Genomic DNA, 21,719 nt, shown 5'->3' with positions numbered 1-21,719 from the left:
GGCAGCATACCGTCATGAATGGAAAAGGCGAAGCGTGATGCAGGGCAATATTCATTGGTGGCGGTGGGCGATGGTGCTCGCCTGGATGGCGCTGCTTGCCGGGTGCGCACGCCCGGCGCCGGAGCAGCGCGTGCGCCAGGCCGTGGCGCAGATGCAGGCCGCGATCGAGGCGCGCGATGTCGGCAAGGCGATGCAGCCGGTGGCGGCAGACTTCGTGGGCGAGCAGGGCCTGGATGCGGCCGGTCTGCGCCTCCTGCTGCAGCTGCAATTGCTGGGCAACCGCAAGATCGGCGTCACCCTGGGGCCGGTGGACGTGCAGCTAAAAGGCGCGACCGCCACCGCCAGCTTCACCGCGCTGCTCACCGGGGGCGACGGCCGCTGGCTGCCCGAGCAGGCCCAGACCTACCAGCTGACCACCGGCTGGCGCCTGCAGGACGGCGACTGGCGGCTCTACCACGCGCAATGGGCGCCGGCAGGTCGCTAGGCCGGAAAGTCGGGTGGGGGCGTCGCGCCAGACGGCGGCCTCTACGTTGCCCAGCCCTCCAGAGCCAGGCACTGCCGGACCAAAAACGACATTCCCGCCAGCAGGCGGGAATGTCGGGGCCAGTACGCGGTGACGGGAATTACGCCGCCTTGCGTGCAGCCAGTTGACGCAGCACGTATTGCAGCAGGCCGCCGTGCTTGAAGTACTCCACTTCCTTGGGCGTCAGCAGCAGCACCTTGACCTGGAACTGCTTGACGCTGCCGTCGGACTTCTTCGCATCGACGGTGGCACGGCGGCTGGCGCCGTCCTGCAGGCCGGTGATGTCCAGCACTTCGGAGCCGTCCAGGCCCAGATTCTGCGCGTTCTCGTTGTCCAGGAACTGCAGCGGCAGCACGCCCATGCCGACCAGGTTGGAGCGGTGGATGCGCTCAAAGCTCTCGGCGATCACCGCCTTGACCCCGAGCAGGTTGGTGCCCTTGGCGGCCCAGTCGCGCGAGGAACCGGTACCGTATTCCTTGCCGGCCAGCACAACCAGCGGTACGCCATCAGCCTTGTATTTCATCGCCGCATCGAAGATCGCCAGCTTTTCCGGCTGGCCGCCGTCGGCCGGGTAGTACAGCGTGTTGCCGCCTTCCTCGCCGCCGAACATCAGGTTCTTGATGCGGATGTTGGCGAAGGTGCCGCGCACCATCACGTCGTCGTTGCCGCGGCGGCTGCCGTAGCTGTTGAAATCGGCCGGCTGCACGCCGCGTTCCTGCAGGAAACGGCCTGCCGGCGAGTCCTTCTTGATGTTGCCGGCCGGGGAGATGTGGTCGGTGGTGATCGAGTCGCCGAACAGGCCCATGATGCGCGCGCCGTGCACGTCGTCCACGCTGCCCACCTGCATGGTCATGCCGTCGAAGTAGGGCGGGTTCTTGATGTAGGTCGATGCGGCATCCCACTCGTACAGGGCGCCATCCGGAGAGGCGATCGTGTTCCAGCGCGTATCGCCCTTGAACACGTCGGCGTAGTTCTGCTTGAACATCTCCGGGCCCACGGTGGCGGCGATGGTGTCGCCGATCTCCTTGTTGCTCGGCCAGATGTCGCGCAGATACACCGGCTGCCCGTCGCTGCCGGTACCCAGCGGCTCGGTGGTGAGGTCGATGTCGGTGGTCCCTGCGATGGCGTAGGCCACCACCAGCGGAGGCGAGGCCAGGTAGTTCATCTTGACTTCGGGGTGCACGCGGCCTTCGAAGTTGCGGTTGCCCGATAGCACCGAGGTCACCACCAGATCGTCCTTGGCGATGGCGGCCGACACGTCTTCCGGCAGCGGGCCGGAGTTGCCGATGCAGGTGGTGCAGCCATAGCCGACCACGTAGAACCCGAGTTTCTCCAGGTCGGCGAGTACGCCGGCCTTTTCCAGATAGTCGGTGACCACGCGCGAGCCCGGCCCGAGCGAGGTCTTCACCCATGGCTGCGCCTTCAGCCCCTTGGCTGCGGCGTTACGCGCGAGCAGGCCGGCGCCCAGCATCACTGCCGGATTGGAGGTGTTGGTGCACGAAGTGATGGCGGCGATGACCACCGAGCCGTCGCGCAGCTGCCAGCCGGCGCCGCTGTCGCCGGCGTGCTCGGCCTGCGCAGCCTTGGCGCCGACCGCGGTGCCGCCGCCGCCTTCGTTCTTGAGGCGATCTTCCTGCTTGAGATCGGTCGGCTTCTTGCTGCGTGCCTCGGCGAACGGCTTGAGGCTTTCGCGGTAGTTGCGTTGCATGTCTTCCAGCAGCACGCGGTCCTGCGGGCGCTTGGGCCCGGCCAGCGACGGCTTGACCTGGCCCATGTCCAGCTCCAGCGTGGCGCTGTACTGCGCGTGCGGGGTATTGGCGTCGTGCCACAGGCCCTGCGCCTTGGCATAGGCCTCCACCAGCGCGATCTGCTCTTCGCTGCGGCCGGACAGGCGCAGATAGGTCAGCGATTCCTCATCGACCGGGAAGATGCCGCAGGTGGCGCCGTATTCCGGGGCCATGTTGCCGATGGTGGCGCGGTCGGCCAGCGGCAGGTGTTGCAGGCCTTCGCCATAGAACTCGACGAACTTGCCCACCACGCCCAGCTTGCGCAGCATCTGGGTGACGGTGAGCACCAGATCGGTGGCGGTGGCCCCTTCGGGCAGCTTGCCGGTGAGCTTGAAGCCGACCACCTGCGGAATCAGCATCGAAGAGGGCTGGCCCAGCATCGCGGCCTCGGCCTCGATGCCACCCACGCCCCAACCCAGCACGCCGATGCCATTGATCATGGTGGTGTGGCTGTCGGTGCCGAACACGGTGTCGGGGTAGGCGACCAGGGTGCCGTCCCTGTCGGCGCTCATCACCACCCGCGCCAGGTTCTCCAGATTCACCTGGTGGACGATGCCGGTATTGGGCGGCACCACCTTGAAGTTTTCGAATGCCTTCTGCCCCCAGCGCAGGAAGCCGTAGCGTTCCTGGTTGCGCTGGAATTCGATCTTGCCGTTGAGGTCGAGCGCGTCAGGCTTGCCGAACACGTCCACCTGCACCGAGTGGTCGATGACCAGCTCGGAGGGGATCTGCGGGTTGATCTGGTCGGCCTTGCCGCCCAGCTTGACCACCGCATCGCGCATCGCAGCCAGGTCGACCACGCAGGGCACGCCGGTGAAGTCCTGCAGCACCACGCGCGCGGGCATGAAGGCGATCTCGATATCGGGCTCGGCGGTGGGGTCCCAGGTGGCCACCGCTTCGATGTGGTCCTTGCCGACGGTCACGCCGCCGTCTTCGTGCCGGAGCAGGTTCTCCAGCAGGATCTTCATCGAGTAGGGCAGGTGGCCGATATCGAAACGTTCGCCCAGCTTCGGCAGGCTGTAGTAGTCGTAGCGCTTGCCGTGGACCTCGAGCGAGGTGCGGGTGGAAAAGGAATCGCTCATGCGTCACTCCTATGGCGTCGAAGGCTTTAGGTAGGCGCTCATTCTGAGCGATTCAGTGTGTACGTACGGTGTGTCTGGAACGATCTGCCGGCTTGAGTACGACGGTCGAAGTACGTATCATGCGTGCATACTTTCTGGAGCATGCTCATGGAAGCCACCGTTGCCGAACGCGGACAGATCACCCTGCCCAAGGCCGTGCGCGATGCCCTGGGCCTGACCAAGGGCACCACGCTCAAGATCGAACTCGATGGTGGGCGCATCATCTTGCGCAAGGATGTCAGCGAGGCGCTGCGCAAGGTGCGCGGCAAGTTCAAGCTGGTCGATGGCCTGACCAGCACGGACGAGGCCATGCGCGCCATTCGCGGCCGCGCGCCCGGGGACCCGTTCGACCCATGATCGCCCTGGATTCCTCGGTACTGCTGGACATCCTGATCGGCGATCCGGTCTATGGCGAAGTGTCGGAAATCTGCATCGGCGATGCGCTGGCGCGCGACGAGGTGGTGGTCTGCGACGCGGTGGTGGCCGAGGTGCTGGCCATGCTGGACACCCAGGTCGACCTGATGGAAACCCTGGCCTCGATCGGGGTGCGTTACGAAGCCACCCAGGAAGCGGCGGCGGTACGCGCCGGCCATATGAACAAGCGCTTCCGTGCGCGCGGCGGCAAGCGCGAACGAGTGGTGGCGGATTTTCTGATCGGCGCCCACGCGATGCTCCAGTGCGACGGGTTGATCACCCGCGACGAAGGCTTCTTCCGCGACTACTTCAAGGGCTTGAAGATCACCGTCCCCAAGCCCGTTGCCTGATCCACGCCTTCTGATCCACGTCTGACGTTTTTACACATTCACCGCTGTCTTTTTTGGAGAACCCGCATGTTGGAAGCCTATCGCCACCACGTTGCAGAGCGCGCCGCGCTCGGTATCCCGCCGCTGCCGCTGACCGCGCAGCAGACCGCCGAGGTCATCGAGCTGTTGAAGGCACCGCCAGCCGGCGAAGAAGAATTCCTGGTCGAGCTGCTGAGCCAGCGCGTGCCGGCCGGCGTGGACGATGCCGCCAAGGTCAAGGCCTCGTACCTGGCCGCGGTGGCCTTCGGCACCGAAACCACCGCGCTGATCAGCCCCACGCGCGCCACCGAACTGCTTGGCACCATGCTGGGCGGCTACAACATCCAGCCATTGATCGACCTGCTGGACAATGCCGAGCTGGGCGCCACCGCCGCCGAGGCGCTCAAGCACACCTTGCTGGTGTTCGACGCGTTCCATGACGTGCAGGAAAAGGCCGAAGCCGGCAACGCACACGCCAAGGCCGTGCTGCAGAGCTGGGCCGACGCCGAGTGGTTCACCAGCAAGCCGGAAGTGCCGCAGAGCCTGACCGTCACCGTGTTCAAGGTGCCGGGCGAAACCAATACCGACGACCTGTCGCCGGCCCCGGATGCCACCACCCGCCCGGACATCCCGCTGCATGCGCTGGCGATGCTGAAGAACAAGCGCGACGGCGCGGCGTTCGAGCCGGAGGAAGACGGCAAGCGCGGCCCGATCCAGGCCATTGCCGATCTCAAGGACAAGGGCCACCTGGTCGCCTACGTGGGCGACGTGGTGGGCACCGGTTCTTCGCGCAAGTCGGCGACCAACTCGGTGCTGTGGTGGACCGGCGAAGACATTCCGTACATCCCGAACAAGCGCTTCGGCGGCGTGTGCCTGGGCAGCAAAATCGCCCCGATCTTCTACAACACCATGGAAGACGCCGGCGCATTGCCGATCGAGCTGGACGTGTCGCAGATGGAGCACGGCGACGTGGTCGAGCTGCGTCCGTACGACGGCAAGGCGCTGAAGAACGGGCAAGTGATTGCCGAGTTCGCGATGAAGTCGGACGTGCTGTTCGACGAAGTGCGCGCCGGCGGCCGCATTCCGCTGATCGTCGGCCGTGGCCTCACCGCCAAGGCGCGCGAGTTCCTGGGCCTGCCGGCCTCGGACCTGTTCCGCCTGCCGATGGACCCGCCGGACACCGGCAAGGGCTTCTCGCTGGCGCAGAAGATGGTCGGCCGCGCCTGCGGGCTGCCGGAAGGCCAGGGCATGCGCCCGGGCACCTATTGCGAACCGAAGATGACCTCGGTGGGCTCGCAGGACACCACCGGCCCGATGACCCGCGACGAGCTCAAGGACCTGGCCTGCCTGGGCTTCTCTTCCGACCTGGTGATGCAGTCGTTCTGCCACACCGCCGCCTACCCGAAGCCGGTGGACGTCAAGACCCACCACACCCTGCCGGAGTTCATCTCCACCCGTGGCGGCGTGTCGCTGCGTCCGGGCGATGGCGTGATCCACAGCTGGCTCAACCGCATGCTGCTGCCCGACACCGTGGGCACCGGCGGCGACTCGCACACCCGTTTCCCGATCGGTATTTCGTTCCCGGCCGGCTCCGGCCTGGTGGCCTTCGCCGCCGCCACCGGCGTGATGCCGCTGGACATGCCCGAGAGCGTGCTGGTGCGCTTCAAGGGGCAGATGCAGCCGGGCGTGACCTTGCGCGACCTGGTCAACGCGATCCCGCTGTATGCGATCAAGGACGGCCTGCTGACCGTGGCCAAGCAGGGCAAGAAGAACATCTTCTCCGGCCGTATCCTGGAAATCGAAGGCTTGCCGAACCTGAAGGTGGAGCAGGCGTTCGAGCTGTCCGATGCCTCGGCCGAGCGTTCGGCGGCCGGCTGCACCGTGCGCCTGGACAAAGCGCCGATCATCGAATACCTGACCAGCAACATCACCCTGCTGCGCTGGATGATTGCCGAAGGCTACGCCGATGCGCGCACGCTGGGCCGCCGCATCAAGAAGATGGAAGAGTGGCTGGCCGATCCGCAGCTGCTCGAGCCCGATGCCGATGCCGAATACGCCGCGGTCATCGAGATCGACCTGGCCGACATCCATGAGCCGATCGTGGCGTGCCCGAACGACCCGGACGACGTCAAGACGCTGTCCGACGTGGCCGGCGCGGCGATCGACGAAGTGTTCATCGGCTCGTGCATGACCAACATCGGTCACTTCCGTGCCGCCGCCAAGCTGCTGGAAGGCAAGCGCGACATCCCGACCCGGTTGTGGGTGGCACCGCCGACCAAGATGGATGCGTCCGAGCTGACCAAGGAAGGCCATTACGGCACCTTCGGTGCGGCCGGTGCGCGCATGGAAATGCCGGGCTGCTCGCTGTGCATGGGCAACCAGGCGCAGGCGCGCGAAGGTGCCACGGTGTTCTCCACCTCCACCCGTAACTTCCCCAACCGGCTGGGCCGCAACACCAACGTGTACCTGGGTTCGGCCGAACTGGCCGCGATCTGCTCGCGTCTGGGCCGGATCCCGACCAAGGAGGAATACATGGCCGATGTGGGCGTGATCAAGACCAGTGGCGAGCAGATCTATCGCTATATGAACTTCGATCAGATCCAGGAGTATCAGGACGTGGCCGAGACCGTGGCGGCCTGATCCGCTGCTGCAGCGAAGCGTTGGACGAAATGCCCGGCACTGCCGGGCATTTCGCTTTTCCGGCTATCGGTTCGCATGCGTGTCCCGCGAGTGGCAGCCAAGAGCAATCCCAGCTAACTCGTGCATGGCGCTGCAACATTCTGCAACCAAAAGTGCGCTGGGTCGCACTAAAGTAGCGCCCGCTCTCCCACTTACCAGGTTTGCCCTTCATGCCCACTTGCACCATCGCTGGTCAGACATTGCACTACACCCAACACGGCCAGGGCTTTCCGGTGCTGCTCGGGCACAGTTACCTCTGGGACGCGGCCATGTGGGAGCCGCAGATCCAAGCCCTGTCGCGGCACTACCAGGTCATCGTTCCCGAACTCTGGGGGCATGGGCAGTCGGGTCCGTTGCCGCACGGCACGCAGCAGATCGGCGATCTTGCCCGGCAGATGCTGGCCCTGCTGGACATGCTGGAGGTGCCGCAGTGCGCGGTGGTGGGCCTGTCGGTGGGCGGCATGTGGGGCGCCGAGCTTGCCCTGATGGCGCCGGAGCGCGTGCGCAGCCTGGTGTTGATGGATACCTTCCTGGGCGCCGAGCCGCAGGCCACGCGGACGCGCTACTTCGGCCTGCTCGATGCGATCGAAGCGGCAGGGCAGGTGACGCCTGCGCTGATCGAGGCGATCGTGCCGATCTTCTTCCGCCCGGGCATCGATCTGAGCTCGGCATTGCCGGCGGCCTTCGCGCAACGTCTGGCGGCGCTGTCGGCCGAGCAGTTGCGCGCATCCATCGTGCCGCTGGGTCGGCTGATCTTCGGCCGTGCCGATCGGCTGGACGCCCTGTCAGCACTGGATCCGGCCAACACCTTCCTGCTCGGCGGCGCCGAGGACATTCCGCGCCCGCCGGAAGAGGTGTGGATGATGGCCGAGGCGATCTGCTGCGATTACGAGCTGATTCCGGACGCAGGCCATATCGCTTCGCTGGAGAACCCGGCCTTCGTCAACGCGCAGTTGCTGGGCTGGTTGAAGCGGACGGTGGGGGAGACCGAGGTGGAGCTTTTGCGTGCGGGATGAGGGCAATGGCCTCATCTGACGTGGGATGAGGCGCGTGGTTCCTTCTCAACTCCTCACTGTCCTCCTTTATCGAGGAGAAGGTTCATCGCAGGGGCGGATGAGCGTACTGGCGCAGCCACGTGTATTTGACTTGTGAGTGGCTTCGCCTCCGTACCCTCACCCCAACCCCTCTCCCGCAGGGAGAGGGGCTTAAAGCGCTCTCTCGCAGGGAAGAGCTTGCGCGCTTTCGCAACCATTGGGAAAAGGCGGCGCGTAGCGCCGGATGAGGGTATGGGTGACTTGAGTACCACCCCTCGCCAGGGCGGCAATCCTCTAAGACTGCGCGCCCAGCCAGGCTTCCAGTGCCGGGGCCGGCAGGGGGCGCGAGAACAGGTAGCCCTGCAGCACCTCGCAACCCAGGTCGGCCAGGAACAGACGCTGGGCCTCGTTCTCGACGCCTTCGGCCACCACGTGCTTGCGCAGGTGTTCGCCGATGCGCAGCACCGAAGTGGTGAGCGCGCGCGCGTCTTCGCTATGTTCGATGTCGCGCACGAAGCTCATGTCCAGCTTGAGTTCGTCGATCGGCAGGCGGTGCAGATGGCTGAGGCTGGAATAGCCGGTGCCGAAGTCGTCCAGCGACAACGAAATGCCGGCCTCGCGAATGGCATGCAGGTTTTCCAGCACGCCCGGCTGGCCGGAGAGCATCACGCTTTCGGTCAGTTCCAGGGTGAGGTCGGACGGCTGCACGCCGAGTTCGGCGATCAGCTGGAGCAGGTCCGGAAGCATGCGCGGGCTTTCGAAGCCGCTGGCCGACAGGTTCACCGACACGCGCGCCACCGGCACGCCGCGCCGGCGCCAGTCGGCGACCTGTTCGCAGGCACGCCGCAGCACCCAGGCGTTGAGCTGCGGCATCATGCCTTGCTCTTCGGCCACCGGCAGAAACCGCGCCGGCGACACTGCGCCCAGTTGCGGATGATTCCAGCGCAGCAGCGCTTCCACGCCATACAAGGCATGCGGCGCGGCGCTGTGCATCTGCGGCTGGTAGTGCAACTGCAGCTGGTCGCGGCCAATGGCTTGGCGCAGCTCGGCCTCCAGCGCCACGCGCTCCTGCGCCATGCGGTTCATATCGGAACTGAAAAAGCGGAAGCGGCCGCCGCCTTCCTTCTTGGCACGATTCATCGCCAGGTCGGCGTGCCGCAGCAGGATGTTGATGTCGCGCCCGTCCTCGGGAAACATCGCCACGCCGATGCTGGCCGACGAGTGCACCGTCATGTGGCCCACGGTCAGCGGGCTGGCGATGGTGCCGAGCACGCGCTCGGCCGCGGCGCTGGCCTGCTCGGCACTGCAGTGCGGCAATGCCAGGGCGAATTCGTCGCCGGCCACGCGCGCCAGCATGGCGGTGGCCGCCAGCTGGTCGGTGACGCGCAGCGCGATGTCGCGCAGCAGGCCATCGCCGGCAGCATGTCCCTGGCTGTCGTTGATCAGCTTGAAGCGGTCGATGTTGATGAACATCAGTGCCGCCGGCTCGCCGGCATATTCGGCCTGGGTCAGCGCCTGCTCGGCGCGTGCGCTGAACATGATGCGGTTCGGCAGGCCGGTCAATGCATCGTAGAAGGCGAGCTGGTGCACGCGCTGGCGGATCTGCTCGCGCTCCAGCGCCAGCGTGCACAGCTGCTGGCACAGTTCGGTCAACCGGACATGCCAGGCGTCGGCGCGTTGCGGCTTGCGGTAATACAGCGCGAAGGTGCCCAGCACGCGTGCGCTGTTGGAACGGATCGGGGCGCTCCAGCAGGCGTGCAGGCCCATCGGCAGCAAGAGATCGCGGTATTGCGCGAACAACGGGTCGGTGGCGATGTCTTCCACCATCACCGGTCGTCCGCGCCAGGCTGCGGTGCCGCAGGCGCCGGCACCCGGAGCGATCTTCAGGCCGTTGACCGCATCGGCGTATTCGGGCGGCAGGCTGGGCGCGGCCAGGGAATGCAGGCAGCCCTGGTTGTCGGCGCTCATCACCGTGGCAAGCACATCCGGTGCGATGCGCTCCACTTCGCTGCAGATCAGCGTCATCACTTCGATCAGCGGGCGTTCCTGCACCAGGGCTTCGAGCACGCGGTGCTGCAGCACCTCGTGCATCTTGGTATCGGTGATGTCGGTCAGCACCGCAACGTAATGCGACGGGTGATGCCGGGCGTCGTAGATCGGATTGAAATTGAGCGAGATCCACAGCGGCGAGCCGTCCTTGCGATACACCAGTAGATCGGCGCGGGTGTGCTGCAGGGCATCGGCGCGCTCGCGGATGCGTGCGACTTCGATCTGGTCGCTCTGCGCGCGGGTCAGCACGTCGGAGGGACGCTGGCCCACCAGTTCGGCCTCGGTATAGCCGAACATGCGCTGGAAGCCATCGTTGGCGTACAGCAGGCGCGATTGCAGGTCGCAGATCAGGATGGCACTGCTGCTGCCGTCCAGGGCTTCGGCCAGCAGCCGCGAACGCCTGTCCTGCGGGCTTTCGCCCTGCATGCGCATGCCGGCGGTGAGCGGGCCAGCCACGATGGCCACACCCTCGGCGGTGCGCCCGGCCGCGCCCGCCGCAACGACGAGCGGCGCGGCATCGACAGCGCCAAGTGCCTCCGCCGGGTCGTTCGGGTGCGGGGGGAGCGCTGGCATGGGCGATCAGCGCGCCTGGGCCGACAAGGCGATCAGGCGCTCGGCCACGCGATCCAGCGGCACCACTTCCTGCGCAGCGCCGAGTTTGTAGGCGGCGCCGGGCATGCCCCAGACCACGCTGCTGGCTTCGTCCTGCACCAGCGTGGGGGCACCGGCCTGCAGCATTTCCAGCAGGCCGCGCGCACCGTCGTCGCCCATGCCGGTGAGGATGGCGCCGACCGCATTCGGGCCGGCGTTGGCGGCCACCGAACGGAACAGCACGTCCACCGCCGGCTTGTGGCGATTGACCGGCGGGCCGTCGTCGATGCGGCAGCGCCAGCGCGCACCGTCGCGGATGATGCGCAGGTGTTGGCCACCCGGCGGCAGGTAGGCATGGCCGGGCAGGATGGCTTCGCCATCGCTGGCCTCGCGCACCGACATCGCCGAGTGGCGGTTGAGGCGTTCGGCGAAGGCGGTACTGAAGCTGGCCGGCAGGTGCTGGGTCATCACCACCGCCGGCGCGTCGGCAGGCATGTGTTCGAGCACCACGCGCAGCGCTTCGGTGCCGCCGGCGGAAGCGCCGATGGCGATCAGACGGTCGGTGGTGCGAAAGCGCAGCGCGCTGCCCGGCACCGGCGCGGACTGCATGTCCAGGGTGACCTTGGGCGTGCTGGGGCGGTGCAGGGCGCTGACCTTGGCCTTGGCGGCCATCTTGACCTTGCTGACGATCTCTTCTGCGTAGCCTTCCAGCCCGCGCGCGACATCGATCTTGGGCTTGGAGACGAAATCCACCGCGCCCAGCGACAGCGCCTGCAAGGTGGTGTCTGCGCCGCGTTCGGTCAGCGATGAAATCATCACCACCGGGGTGGGGCGCAGGCGCATCAGGTTTTCCAGGAACACCAGGCCGTCCATGCGCGGCATTTCCACATCCAGCGTGATCACGTCCGGATTGAGGCGCTTGATCTTTTCGCGCGCGAGCAACGGATCGGCGGCGGAGCCGACCACTTCGATGCCGGCGTCGCGCGAGAGGATTTCGGTGAGCATCTGACGCACGACCGCCGAGTCGTCGACGATCAACACACGCACAGGAGTTTCCAGCGTCATTCGAACAACTCCACTCCACCGGTGACCGGTGCTTTGGATAGACGGGCGCGCACGGCCGATTCGGCAGCGGCGACTTCGGCTTCGTGTGCGTGCGGCAGACGCTGCACGACCACCCGGCCGGTCGTCGGGAAGAACCACACCTTGCGCGGATGGATGCCGCACAGATCTTCGGCAATGATGGGGATGTGCTCGGCCTGCAGGTACTGGCGCACGAATTCTGCGTTGCGGGTGCCGACCGGATTGCTGGTGAAGCCCTTGAGCACGTTGGCGCCGCCGAAGACCTTGGCTTCGATGCGTTTGCGATGCGCGCCGCGCTTGAGCATGTCGTTGATCAGCACCTCCATCGCGTAGCTGCCGTAGCGCGCGGGTGCGCCATCGCCGACCTGGCCTTCCGGCAACAGGAAGTGGTTCATGCCGCCGATCTTGAGCACCGGGTCGCGCAGGCAGGCTGCAACGCACGATCCCAGGGTGGTCGTCAACGCGGTGTCGTCGTCCACCACCAGGTACTGGGTGGGCAACAGCTTGGCGGTGATGGTCTGGAACCGCGAATCGCGGTAGCGCATGACGTCGTCGACTTGCACGGCGGTACTCATGCAGGTGCTCCTGCGCGGGCTGCGCGCCGATACAGCGTGCGCCCGCACGGCTGGATCAGGTCGGCCGCGTGCAGGTAGTTCTCCGAGTGGCCGGTGTAGAGCAGGCCGTCGTCGCCCATATGGGTGACCAGTCGCGACAGGATGCCGCGTTGGGTGGGCTTGTCGAAATAGATCATCACGTTGCGGCAGAACAGCGCCGCGTACGGGCCGCCGACGTCGTAGCGCGGCGCCAGCAGATTCAATTGACGGTACTCGATGAGCTGGCGCAATGCCGGGATCACCCGGCACTTGCCCTCGTTGGGGCCGCTGCCGCGCTGGAAATATTTGCGCTTGATCGACGCGTCCAGCGATGCGACACGGTCGATGGCGTAGACGCCGCGCGAGGCGGTTTCCAGTACCTGGGTGTCCACGTCGGTGGCGACAATGCTCACCGGCGGGGTCAGCGTGCCAAAGGCTTCGCAGGCGGTGATGGCGATGGAGTAGGGCTCCTCGCCGGTGGAGGCGGCGCACGACCAGATCTTCAGCGGCGCCTGCGCCGCGCGCTTTTGCAGTTCTTCGCGCAGCTTGTCGAAATGGTGCGGTTCGCGGAAGAACGAGGTCAGGTTGGTGGTCAGCGCGTTGGTGAACGCCTGCCATTCCTCCTCGTCGTTGCCGGCTTCCAGTTGGTCCAGGTACTCGCGGAACGAGCGCAGGCCAAGCACGCGCAGACGACGCGACAGCCGGCCATACACCATGTCGCGCTTGGCCGGAGCCAGGGCGATGCCGACACGCTGATAGATGAGGTCGCAGACGCGCTTGAAGTCGCGGTCGCCGAAATCGAATTCGCGTGTGTCAGAAGCGGGAGTGGTAGTCGTCATATCCATACGCGTTGTTAGCTATGACTGGATATCGGCCATGGGGCCGCGCAACTGAAGCGCCAAATCCGTCGATCGGTGGCGGCTGCTCCATGCCGTTGCGTGGACGACGCCGTGCCGGGACCTGCGTACCGTGCTGCGTCACAGCAGGAAAGTGCGAATCGCAACAGCCAAAAACGCAACGCCCCGGCAGGGCCGTGGCGTTGCGGGTAACAGCGGTGACTCAGAGCAGCTAGCAGAACGACTGCGCGGCCGCCAGGCGGGCGCGGTCGGTGCTCGGTGCGGCGTATACCACGCGTACCCTGCGGTTCCTCCGTGCCGTCCGCACCCACCTGACGAGCGCTCGCTACGTTTTGTTGGCCGCTCTCAGAACTCCTGCCAGTTTCCGTCGGCCAGCGCGGCCTGCGACTTGGCTGGGCGCTGTGGGCTGGCCGCGGTGCGGACCGCCGGCTTGGCGGCGGTCCGCACCGCTACCGGACGCGAGGCCACCGGGCGCAGGCGTGCCTGGCTGGCGAGGGCGGCCGATTCGTCCAGCTTGAACACCGACACCGCCTCGGCCAGGTGGCCGGCCTGTTCTTCCATCGAGCGGGCAGCGGCGGTGGCTTCTTCCACCAGCGCGGCGTTCTGCTGGGTGGTTTCGTCCATCTGGGTGATGGTCTGGTTGACCTGCTCGATGCCGGCAGACTGTTCCTGCGAGGCGGCGGAGATCTCGCCCATGATGTCGGTCACGCGCTGCACGCTGGCCACGATGTCGGCCATGGTGGCGCCGGCCTTGCGCACCAGCGCCGAACCTTCGGCCACCTTGTGCACGGAGTCGTCGATCAGGCCCTTGATCTCCTTGGCCGCACCGGCCGAGCGCTGCGCCAGCGTGCGCACTTCCGAGGCGACCACGGCGAAGCCGCGACCCTGCTCGCCGGCACGCGCCGCTTCCACTGCGGCATTCAAGGCCAGGATGTTGGTCTGGAAGGCGATGCCGTCGATGACGCTGATGATGTCGGCGATCTTCTTGGACGAAGCCTCGATGCCGGACATGGTGGTGACCACCTGCGACACCACTTCACCGCCCTGCGAGGCCACGCCGGTGGCGCCGATGGCCAGCTGATTGGCCTGACGCGCGCTCTCGGCATTCTGCTTGACGGTGGAGGTGAGTTCCTCCATCGAGGCGGCTGTCTCTTCCAGGTTGGCGGCCTGCTGTTCGGTGCGATGCGACAGGTCGGTATTGCCGGAGGCGATCTCGCCGGCCGCCGCATTGATGGCGGTGGACGAGGACTTGATGCGCCCGACGATGTCGGCCAGCTGCTCGGCGGTGGCATTGGCATCGTCGCGCATCTGCGCGAATACGCCGCTGAACTGCCCGTGCATGCGCACGGTCAGGTCGCCGCGCGACAGCGCCGACAACAGCGCGGAGATCTGCTCGATGCTGGCGGCGTTGGCGTCCAGCAAGCCGTTGAGCTGCTGCGCCAGCTGCAGGAAGAAGCCCTGCTTGCCGTCGGTTTCTACCCGGCCACTCATGTCGCCGCTGGCGGCGGCGCGCACGATACGGGCGACTTCCTCTTCGACCTGCACTTCGATGGTGCGGTCGCGCCACTCGCAGACTTCGCCGGTGGTTTGCCCTTCCTCGTTCTTGATGCCGGTGACGGTCTGCGCCAGCACCACTTCACCGAAGCGCTCTTCGAAGCTGGTGACGCCATCGCGTTCCAGTGCGGCAATGGCCTTGCGCACGGTGGCATCGGACAGGCCCAGGTAGCTGATGTGCTGGCCGATGATCTTGCTCGCATCGAACTCCGGCGATGCCAGGCGGATGCTGCTTTCGTACTGCGCCACGATCTTCTTGAAGGCGTCGTTGGCGTAGATGATGACCCGCTCGGGGTCGGTGATGAAGGTGCCGGTGGAGGACTTGTCCAGCGCGGTACGGATGCGCAGGTTCTCGTCGGCGATGGTGCGATCGCGTTCGATGCGCTCCTTCAGGTCGCGCTGCATGCGCTGCATGGAGCGCATCAGTTCGCCCACCTCGTCCTGGCCCTGCACGTTGATCTGTCCATCCAGCCTGCCGCCGGCGATTTCGGTGGCGGTGGTGACCGCGCCGCGCATGCTCTTGACGATGGAACGGGCGAACAGGAAGGCCAGGCCGAGGCCGCCGGCGATGCCGATCAGCAGCACCATCACGGTCAGCGAAACGGACGTGGCGTGGACCTTCTCGGCCTTGGTCTTGGCAGCCTGCGCGAGCAGGTTGTCTTCGGCGATCAACGCCGCCAGCGAACCCTTGGCCTTGTCGTGCAGGGTGCGCGTCTCACCGACGAAGGTGTCGACGGCGTCGTCGGGGAGGTTGAGTTCGATCATCTCGTCGACGCTGGCATAGGAGGCCGAGGCCTTCTTCCAGTCAGCCACGAACACGTCGAACAGCTTCTTCTGTTGCGGGGTCTCGATCAGGCGGGGGTAGCCCTTGATCGTGGCTTCGATCTCGCCATTGAGTTTCTTGGCACGGGCCTTGGCTTCCTGCTTGACCGCATCGCTGGCGCGTACCAGGTTTTGGTAAGACGCATTCCGGTATTCGCCGAGCATGCCGCGCAGGTCGCCGGCCTCGCGCACGCTGGACATGGTGTTGCCGGCCAGGTCGCTGGTGACGTTGTTGAGCGATGCCAGGCCTGAGTAGGCGATGATCCCCTGTACCAGCATCATCAGCAGCACGATGCCGAACGCCAGCATCAGCCGCGGCATCAATTTCAGGTTATTGATCCATTGCATTGACACGATTCCCCCGTAGAAGTCAGTCCGCATAATCCAGACAGCACATCGCCACGCGTGGGCGTGGCGATGTGCGGTGCGATTACTTGATGGTGGCGAGCTTCAGGCTGGCCGGCGAGCTGACTTCGATTTCGGCACGCGAACTGTCGCGCTGGATCTTGCCCAGGACGCAGACGTCCTTGCCTTCCAGGGTTTCCGGGGCAAAGCTGAACTTGCCGCGGTTGGCGCCGTCGATGCGGGCCGAGAAGGTGTGGCGCGGGAACATGCCGCCCATGTACAGGAAGGTGGGCTCACCCTCCGAGCTCTGTGCGTACTTGGCTTTTTCGACCTTGCCGCACACCATGCCGTCCTTGCCGACGAAACGGGTGGCCATCTCCGGCGGAATCATTTCCTGCGACTGGGCCGACAGCGTGGGAGCAACGATCACGAGAGCAGCGACGGGGAGGAGCGAGAGCAGGAACTTCATGTGGATTCTCCAGAATCGAAAGTCGAACGGTGACCCGTTTGTGTGCGCGGGCTTCCATTCAGCTATCGGCGAGCTCTGGTTCAACTTGAATGCAAAAAGCGTGAATCTCATCGCACTTCGATTCGGCAGTGCGTCGCGTGTCGGGAAGCTCCTGACACCCGATGGTCGCAACTTCGCTGGCCCGTACATGGCTGCGGCCGTCAGGTGGGGACGGGACCGCCGGCTTGCGATGCGCACCCGCCGCATCGCACCCCCGACGCCCCCGTCGCCCCTCTGACGGCCGCGCAGACCGCAGTGCCGCGTCGAATCAGGCGGCTTCTTCGGTCAGCTGCTGGTGGCCCAGTTCGGTGCTGTCCAGCAGGGTCTCGATGTCCAGCAGGATCAGCATGCGGTCGTCCTGGGTGCCGATGCCGGAAATGAAGCGGGTATCGACCGAGGCGCCGAACTCGGGGGTCGGACGGATCTGGTCGTCGTTGAGCGGGATCACGTCCGAGACGCTGTCCACCACGATACCGACCACGCGGTCTTCGACATTGAGCACGATCATCACGGTGAAGGCGTCGTAGCGCGCTTCCTTCAGGCGCAGCTTCAGGCGCAGGTCGATCACCGGCACGATGGTGCCGCGCAGGTTGATCACACCCTTGATGTAGTCCGGCGCGTCCGGCAGGCGGGTGACCGAGTCGTAGCCGCGGATTTCCTGCACCTTCAGGATGTCCACGCCGTAGTGCTCTTCGCCCAGGGCGAAGCTGAGGAATTCACCACCGGTGCCGGTGGTCGTGCTTTTGTCGTTCATGGAAACTCCGGGCGTTGCGGCTGAGTGTCGGGTGCGGCACAGGGTTGAAAGAGGGTTGCCATAGCAACATCGGCGCAGCGCCCGGCAACTTTAGGGATGCGCTGGAGGTGGTGCTGGCGGGTTCAGAACACGCCGCTCTTGCGTGCGTTGCGCTGGCGGTCCACCCGGAAGATGTAGCGCTGGATGGTTTCGTCGGCGCCGCGCGGCAGGTCGCTGAACTGCATGCCCACGCGAAAACCTTCGCTGCCGTTGGGCAGGGTCTGCTTGTGCTGGCTGCACACGGTGAGCGGCAGCGAGATCGGCGCGGTGTCGGGCAGCTGCAGGGTGCAGTTGCGGTAGGTGCGCTGCGGTTCCAGCAGGGGCATGCCGGCGGTGAGCGAGACCGCCAGGCCGCCGCTGCTGATATCGATCACGCGCAGCTGCAGATTGAGATTGCCGCCCTGGGCGTCCTCCTGGCGGATGGTGCAGATGGGCGAATCGGTGATCGGCGTTTCCAGCCGGTACGACTCGCGCCGCTGCATGTGGTACATGGCCTCGGGCAGGTCGGCGCGGAAGGCCACGTGGATGTCGCGCTCGATGCGCTCGGCCTTTTCCAGCCGGAAGCGGATGTTGACCCGCTCCAGCTGCGCATAGCACAGCAGGTACTTGGCGTCTTCGATGGCGCGGTTGGAGGTGTCGTTGTGGCTGCCGTCCAGGATCACGCAATCGTCGTCTTCGTCCACCTCCAGCACGGCGGTGGGCACGGCCATGTCGCGGCCGGCAACGTGCATGGTGACCACGGCGCGCTGGTCCAGCAGCTGGCGCAGCAGGCCACGGATCTGCCGCTTGTTGCGCTGCAGATAGCGTTCGTCACCTTCGGCAAGGTGATCGTCGTGGTCCAGCTCGGAGGTATCGCCTTGGGACATGGGCACAAGCACAGTGGAAGCGGGATGACGCCCGGCGGGTTGTCCCGGCGTCGCCTTGATATCGGCGGCAAACCCAAATCTTTAAGGACTGTCGCCCAACATCGTCTGCCTACCGATAGGTGTGCGCAGCTGGCCTTGTGGTTTCCGCCAGCGCGCAACGGCCTGACAGCGCTCTTTCTCACGACTCACTGGAGGCGGTGACCTCATAGACGTTGCTACGTTGCGTGGGACGCGGCTTGCTGGTTTTTCAGCAAAACCATCAGCCAACTGTCTGGCGTGGTGTCCTCGCCGCTTGCGGGACCGTTGGCGGCATGGATGCCGCCATCGAGCCCCCATGGACGGGTTAACGGCGTGTCCCGCAAGCGGTGAGGGCGCCGCGCACTCCAGGTCTTCGCGTTTGCTGCAGGGCCCTTGCCCGCCCACCATCGCGGGACACGCTGCGAGTAGGTCCTTGTAAGCTCCGCAGCGGCATCCTTGCCGCCAAGGGTCCCGCGACGGTGGGCGGGCAAGGGCCAGTCGAGTCGATCGGTGCGCAACGTTTCGGCACAGCAACCAGCAAAGCGCACGAGGCGGCAGTTTCGTTCTTCAGCAAGACCACCAGCAAGCTGCCTGGTGCGGCGTCCTTGCCGCGCCCTCGATGCTGCGATTTCGCTGCAGGCAATCGCGGTTGCCGTCTCAGCTGTAGGCGTGGCGGGCGTTGCTCAGCAGGGTGTTCAACTGGTCCTGCTGTTCCAGGCGGAACACCGCCACCGCGTCCACCAACTGCGCGGCCTGGTCTTCCATCGCGCGTGCGGCGGCGGTGGCTTCTTCCACCAGTGCGGCGTTCTGCTGAGTGGTTTCGTCCATCTGGGTGACGGTCTGGTTGACCTGGGTGATGCCGGCGGCCTGCTCGCGCGAGGCGCTGGTGATCTCGCCCATGATGTCGGTGACGCGCTGCACCGAGCTCACCACCTGCTGCATGGTGCTGCCGGCCTCCGACGCCAGCGCGGCGCCATTGCCGATACGCGCCACCGAGTCTTCGATCAGGTGCTTGATCTCCTTGGCGGCGCCGGCCGAGCGCTGCGCAAGGCTGCGCACCTCGCTGGCGACCACGGCAAAGCCGCGGCCCTGTTCGCCGGCACGCGCCGCTTCCACCGCCGCGTTCAAGGCCAGGATGTTGGTCTGGAAGGCGATGCCGTCGATGACGGAGATGATCTCGGCGATCTTCTTGGACGAGGTGTCGATGTCGGCCATGGTGGTGACCACGCGGCCGACCACATCGCCACCCTGGGCGGCGACCCCGGCGGCGTCGAGCACCAGGCGGTTGGCCTGGTCGGCATTGTCGGCGTTCTGCTTGACGGTGGCGGTAAGCTCTTCCATCGAGGCTGCGGTTTCTTCCAGCGCGGCGGCCTGCTGCTCGGTGCGGCGCGACAGGTCGCCGTTGCCGGTGGCGATTTCGGTGGCGGCCGAATTGATCGCCAGCGAGGAATCCTTGATCCGGCGCACGATGCCGGCCAGCTGGTCGGCAGTGGCATTGGCGTCGTCGCGGATACTGGCGAACACGCCCTGCAGGTCGCCTTCCATGCGCGCGGTGAGATCGCCTTGCGACAGCGCGGACAGCAGCGCCGATACCCGCGACAGGCCGTCGGCGTTGTTGTCCAGCAGCGTGTTGAGCTGCTCGGCGAGCAGCAGCAGGAAGCCGTGCTTGTCCTGCACGTCGATCCGTTCGCTCAGGTTGCCGGCGGCGGCGGCCTGCACGACGCGTGCGACTTCCTCTTCGACCTGCACTTCCTGGGTGCGGTCGCTCCATTCGACCACGTAGCCCATCCGTTCGCCGGTTGCGCTCAGCACCGGACTGACGATTTCCAGCATGATGCGGCCGCCGACCTCGATCTGCGCGGTGTGTGCAGCGGCGAGTTGTTCGAGCAGGCGTGCCTGATCCGGATGGCGATGGAACTGGTCGATGCGCAGATCGCTCAATGCGGTGGCGTCGAAGTTCGGCAGGTGCTGGCGCAAGGCGTCCTGCATGTCGGTGAGCTTGCGCTGTAGCGGGCGGTTGGCGTAGATGATGCGGCGGTCGGCATCGGCGATCATCACGTTGGTGCTGACATCGTCCAGCGCGGTACGCACGCGCAGCGCTTCGCTGGCGATCAGGTGATCGCGCTCCAGGCGCGCGCGCAGGTCGTCGCGCATGGTGCGGGCATTGAGCAGCAGGCGGCCAAGCTCGTCGTGCCGGTCGATCTCGATGTGACCGTCCAGGCGGCCGGCGGCCACGTCGCCGAGCACGCGTTCCACCGCCACCAGCGGGCGGGTGACCATCTTGCGCGCGGCGATGAACACCACCGCGATGCACAGGGCCAGCACCACCAGCGAGAACAGCAGCATGCTGCCCATCAGCTCGTCCAGCGGGCCGTCGATGGCGCTGCGCGGCTGGGTGCCGATCACCGCCCACTGCCACGGCGCATAGCGCTGGGCGGTGACTTCGAAGGCCTGGCTGCTGCCCTTGGCGTCGCGCAACTGCAGGGTGGCGCTGGGCTGCTTGCCGTCCAGCACCGCTTGCAGGGTGGCCAGTTGATCGTCCGGAACCAGCGCCGACAGGCTGGCCGGCGTTCCCGCCGGAGCGGCGATGACCTGGCCGTAATGCTCGCCGGGGGCCATGTCGACGATGACGAAATAGCCGTCCTGGCCGAGCTTGGTCGCGCTCACCTGCGCCTTGAGCGCTGCCAGGCCTTGGGTGTAGTTGCGGCCCACGAACAGGGCGCCGATCACGTCGCCGGCGGCGTTGCGCAGCGGGGCGTAATGGGTCATGTACTGCTCGCCGAACAGCTGCGCCTGGCCGGTGAAGGGCTTGCCTGCGGACAGCGCGGCATAGGCCTTGCCCTTGCGGTCGAGCAGGGTGCCGATCACGCGCTCGTTCTGCTTGTTGCGCAGCGAGGTGGTGATACGCACGAAGTCGTCGCCGGTGCGCGCGAAGAGGGTCGCCACGCCGCCGGTGGCCTGCGCAAAGCGGTCCACCGCCTCGAAGTTCAGGTTCAGCGCCTGATTGCCTGCGCGCAGCGACGGCGTGTTCTGCTCGCCGATGGTGACGGTGTTGGCGGTGTCCAGTTCGCGTGCGCCACGTGGCAGCATGTCGTCGAACACGCTGCCCAGGCGCTGCGTGCCCTCGGTCAGGGTGACGTCGTACATCGCCACCGACTGCTGCATCAATCGCGTGCTCGAGCGCAGTTCGGCCTTGACCTGCGATTCGATGTCGCCGGCCGATTGCCGGTAGATGGTCAGGGCCAGCAGGCCCAGCGAGATCGCAATGATCAGGGTCAGCAGCGCGGACAGCCGCGTGCCGACGGACAGTCGGTTGAAGAAATGCATGAGGGATCGACCTTGCCCGGGGGAGGGCGTTACGGATGCGTGAATGCGTTAGCGGCCACCCATGCTCAAAATTGATCTTTTATGCTCAAATCTGCATGAAAACGTGCGATGTGTTCAGCTTCGGGCGTGTGGAAGCGTTTCCAGATAGGCGACCCGAGGACGTCCTTTGTAAATTCGAGGTGAAGTTTGACGCGGGTAAGCTGTGGCGCCTGCGGCGCACCAACTGGCTCCTTCGGTAGGCAGCTACGAAAAACCGCTGCTCTTGCAAGCCAGAGGTCCGGCGAGATCGATTGAGCGCGGGTCCAAGCCCGCCAAGGCGGGCGTCTCCGAGACGCGCGGTGCCTGCACGCCGGCAGGAGCGGTCGATGGACGACTGCGCAGCCGTCA

General features: G+C 66.0%; 15 protein-coding genes and 1 other RNA gene. 6 read left to right on the top strand and 10 right to left on the bottom strand.

Features of this window, described 5'->3' with window-relative positions; genetic code table 11:
- The first annotated feature begins 37 nt into the window (after positions 1 to 37).
- On the top strand, positions 38 to 484 hold the full coding sequence (locus ACCQ05_RS11920; protein ID WP_372390422.1) for a nuclear transport factor 2 family protein: 447 nt from the start codon (positions 38 to 40) through the stop codon (positions 482 to 484).
- 139 nt (positions 485 to 623) lie between these two features.
- Here the strand turns inward: ACCQ05_RS11920 and acnA are convergent, their stop codons facing one another.
- On the bottom strand, positions 624 to 3,392 hold the full coding sequence (gene acnA, locus ACCQ05_RS11915) for an aconitate hydratase AcnA (RefSeq protein WP_372390420.1): 2,769 nt from the start codon (positions 3,390 to 3,392) through the stop codon (positions 624 to 626).
- Positions 3,393 to 3,539: 147 nt separating this feature from the next.
- On the opposite strand from acnA, the gene ACCQ05_RS11910 reads away from it, so the two are divergent.
- The 4 genes from ACCQ05_RS11910 (at position 3,540) to ACCQ05_RS11895 (ending at position 7,908) form a co-directional block, all read left to right on the top strand.
- Complete coding sequence (locus ACCQ05_RS11910; RefSeq protein WP_016903180.1) at positions 3,540 to 3,788, top strand: AbrB/MazE/SpoVT family DNA-binding domain-containing protein; 249 nt, start codon at positions 3,540 to 3,542, stop codon at positions 3,786 to 3,788.
- Positions 3,785 to 4,195: a type II toxin-antitoxin system VapC family toxin gene (locus tag ACCQ05_RS11905; RefSeq protein ID WP_011259444.1), complete on the top strand. Its 411-nt coding sequence runs from the start codon at positions 3,785 to 3,787 to the stop codon at positions 4,193 to 4,195. The genes ACCQ05_RS11910 and ACCQ05_RS11905 overlap by 4 nt, the downstream gene beginning before the upstream one ends.
- A 66-nt stretch (positions 4,196 to 4,261) precedes the next feature.
- Positions 4,262 to 6,853: a bifunctional aconitate hydratase 2/2-methylisocitrate dehydratase gene (gene acnB, locus ACCQ05_RS11900; protein ID WP_372390418.1), complete on the top strand. Its 2,592-nt coding sequence runs from the start codon at positions 4,262 to 4,264 to the stop codon at positions 6,851 to 6,853.
- A 209-nt stretch (positions 6,854 to 7,062) separates the two neighbouring features.
- On the top strand, positions 7,063 to 7,908 hold the full coding sequence (locus ACCQ05_RS11895) for an alpha/beta fold hydrolase (protein WP_372390416.1): 846 nt from the start codon (positions 7,063 to 7,065) through the stop codon (positions 7,906 to 7,908).
- A 312-nt stretch (positions 7,909 to 8,220) separates the two neighbouring features.
- On the opposite strand, the gene ACCQ05_RS11890 is transcribed toward ACCQ05_RS11895, so the two are convergent.
- The 4 genes from ACCQ05_RS11890 to ACCQ05_RS11875 are packed head-to-tail and all read right to left on the bottom strand — an operon-like array spanning position 8,221 to position 13,087.
- Positions 8,221 to 10,548 (bottom strand): EAL domain-containing protein, encoded by a 2,328-nt coding sequence (locus ACCQ05_RS11890; RefSeq protein ID WP_372390410.1) that lies wholly within the window; start codon positions 10,546 to 10,548, stop codon positions 8,221 to 8,223.
- Between the two features lie 6 nt (positions 10,549 to 10,554).
- Complete coding sequence (locus ACCQ05_RS11885) at positions 10,555 to 11,631, bottom strand: protein-glutamate methylesterase/protein-glutamine glutaminase (protein ID WP_064508754.1); 1,077 nt, start codon at positions 11,629 to 11,631, stop codon at positions 10,555 to 10,557.
- Complete coding sequence (gene cheD / locus ACCQ05_RS11880) at positions 11,628 to 12,224, bottom strand: chemoreceptor glutamine deamidase CheD (protein ID WP_104588586.1); 597 nt, start codon at positions 12,222 to 12,224, stop codon at positions 11,628 to 11,630. The genes ACCQ05_RS11885 and cheD overlap by 4 nt, the downstream gene beginning before the upstream one ends.
- The gene (locus ACCQ05_RS11875; protein ID WP_228964932.1) at positions 12,221 to 13,087 is read right to left on the bottom strand and encodes a CheR family methyltransferase; all 867 of its coding nucleotides are present in this window, start codon (positions 13,085 to 13,087) and stop codon (positions 12,221 to 12,223) included. Before ACCQ05_RS11875 ends, cheD begins: the two co-directional genes overlap by 4 nt.
- Positions 13,088 to 13,366: 279 nt before the next feature.
- On the opposite strand from ACCQ05_RS11875, the gene ACCQ05_RS11870 reads away from it, so the two are divergent.
- A non-coding RNA gene (locus ACCQ05_RS11870) (sX9 sRNA) lies at positions 13,367 to 13,440 on the top strand.
- Between the two features lie 4 nt (positions 13,441 to 13,444).
- On the opposite strand, the gene ACCQ05_RS11865 is transcribed toward ACCQ05_RS11870, so the two are convergent.
- From ACCQ05_RS11865 to ACCQ05_RS11845, 5 genes are all read right to left on the bottom strand, one after another.
- Positions 13,445 to 15,823, bottom strand: a complete 2,379-nt coding sequence (locus tag ACCQ05_RS11865) for a methyl-accepting chemotaxis protein (RefSeq protein WP_506191521.1) — start codon at positions 15,821 to 15,823, stop codon at positions 13,445 to 13,447.
- Between the two features lie 82 nt (positions 15,824 to 15,905).
- Positions 15,906 to 16,289, bottom strand: a complete 384-nt coding sequence (locus ACCQ05_RS11860; RefSeq protein ID WP_003486337.1) for a hypothetical protein — start codon at positions 16,287 to 16,289, stop codon at positions 15,906 to 15,908.
- A 307-nt stretch (positions 16,290 to 16,596) separates the two neighbouring features.
- Positions 16,597 to 17,082: a chemotaxis protein CheW gene (locus tag ACCQ05_RS11855; protein WP_104540881.1), complete on the bottom strand. Its 486-nt coding sequence runs from the start codon at positions 17,080 to 17,082 to the stop codon at positions 16,597 to 16,599.
- A 122-nt stretch (positions 17,083 to 17,204) separates the two neighbouring features.
- Positions 17,205 to 17,987, bottom strand: a complete 783-nt coding sequence (locus ACCQ05_RS11850; protein WP_372390406.1) for a flagellar brake protein — start codon at positions 17,985 to 17,987, stop codon at positions 17,205 to 17,207.
- A gap of 675 nt (positions 17,988 to 18,662) precedes the next feature.
- Entirely contained in the window at positions 18,663 to 21,332 is a 2,670-nt protein-coding gene (locus tag ACCQ05_RS11845; protein WP_372390405.1) for a methyl-accepting chemotaxis protein, read from the bottom strand.
- Positions 21,333 to 21,719 lie beyond the last annotated feature (387 nt).

Source organism: Xanthomonas sp. NCPPB 3582 (genome assembly GCF_041475735.2).
Taxonomy (GTDB): domain Bacteria; phylum Pseudomonadota; class Gammaproteobacteria; order Xanthomonadales; family Xanthomonadaceae; genus Xanthomonas; species Xanthomonas codiaei.
This window is presented reverse-complemented; position numbering and strand designations above follow the sequence as displayed.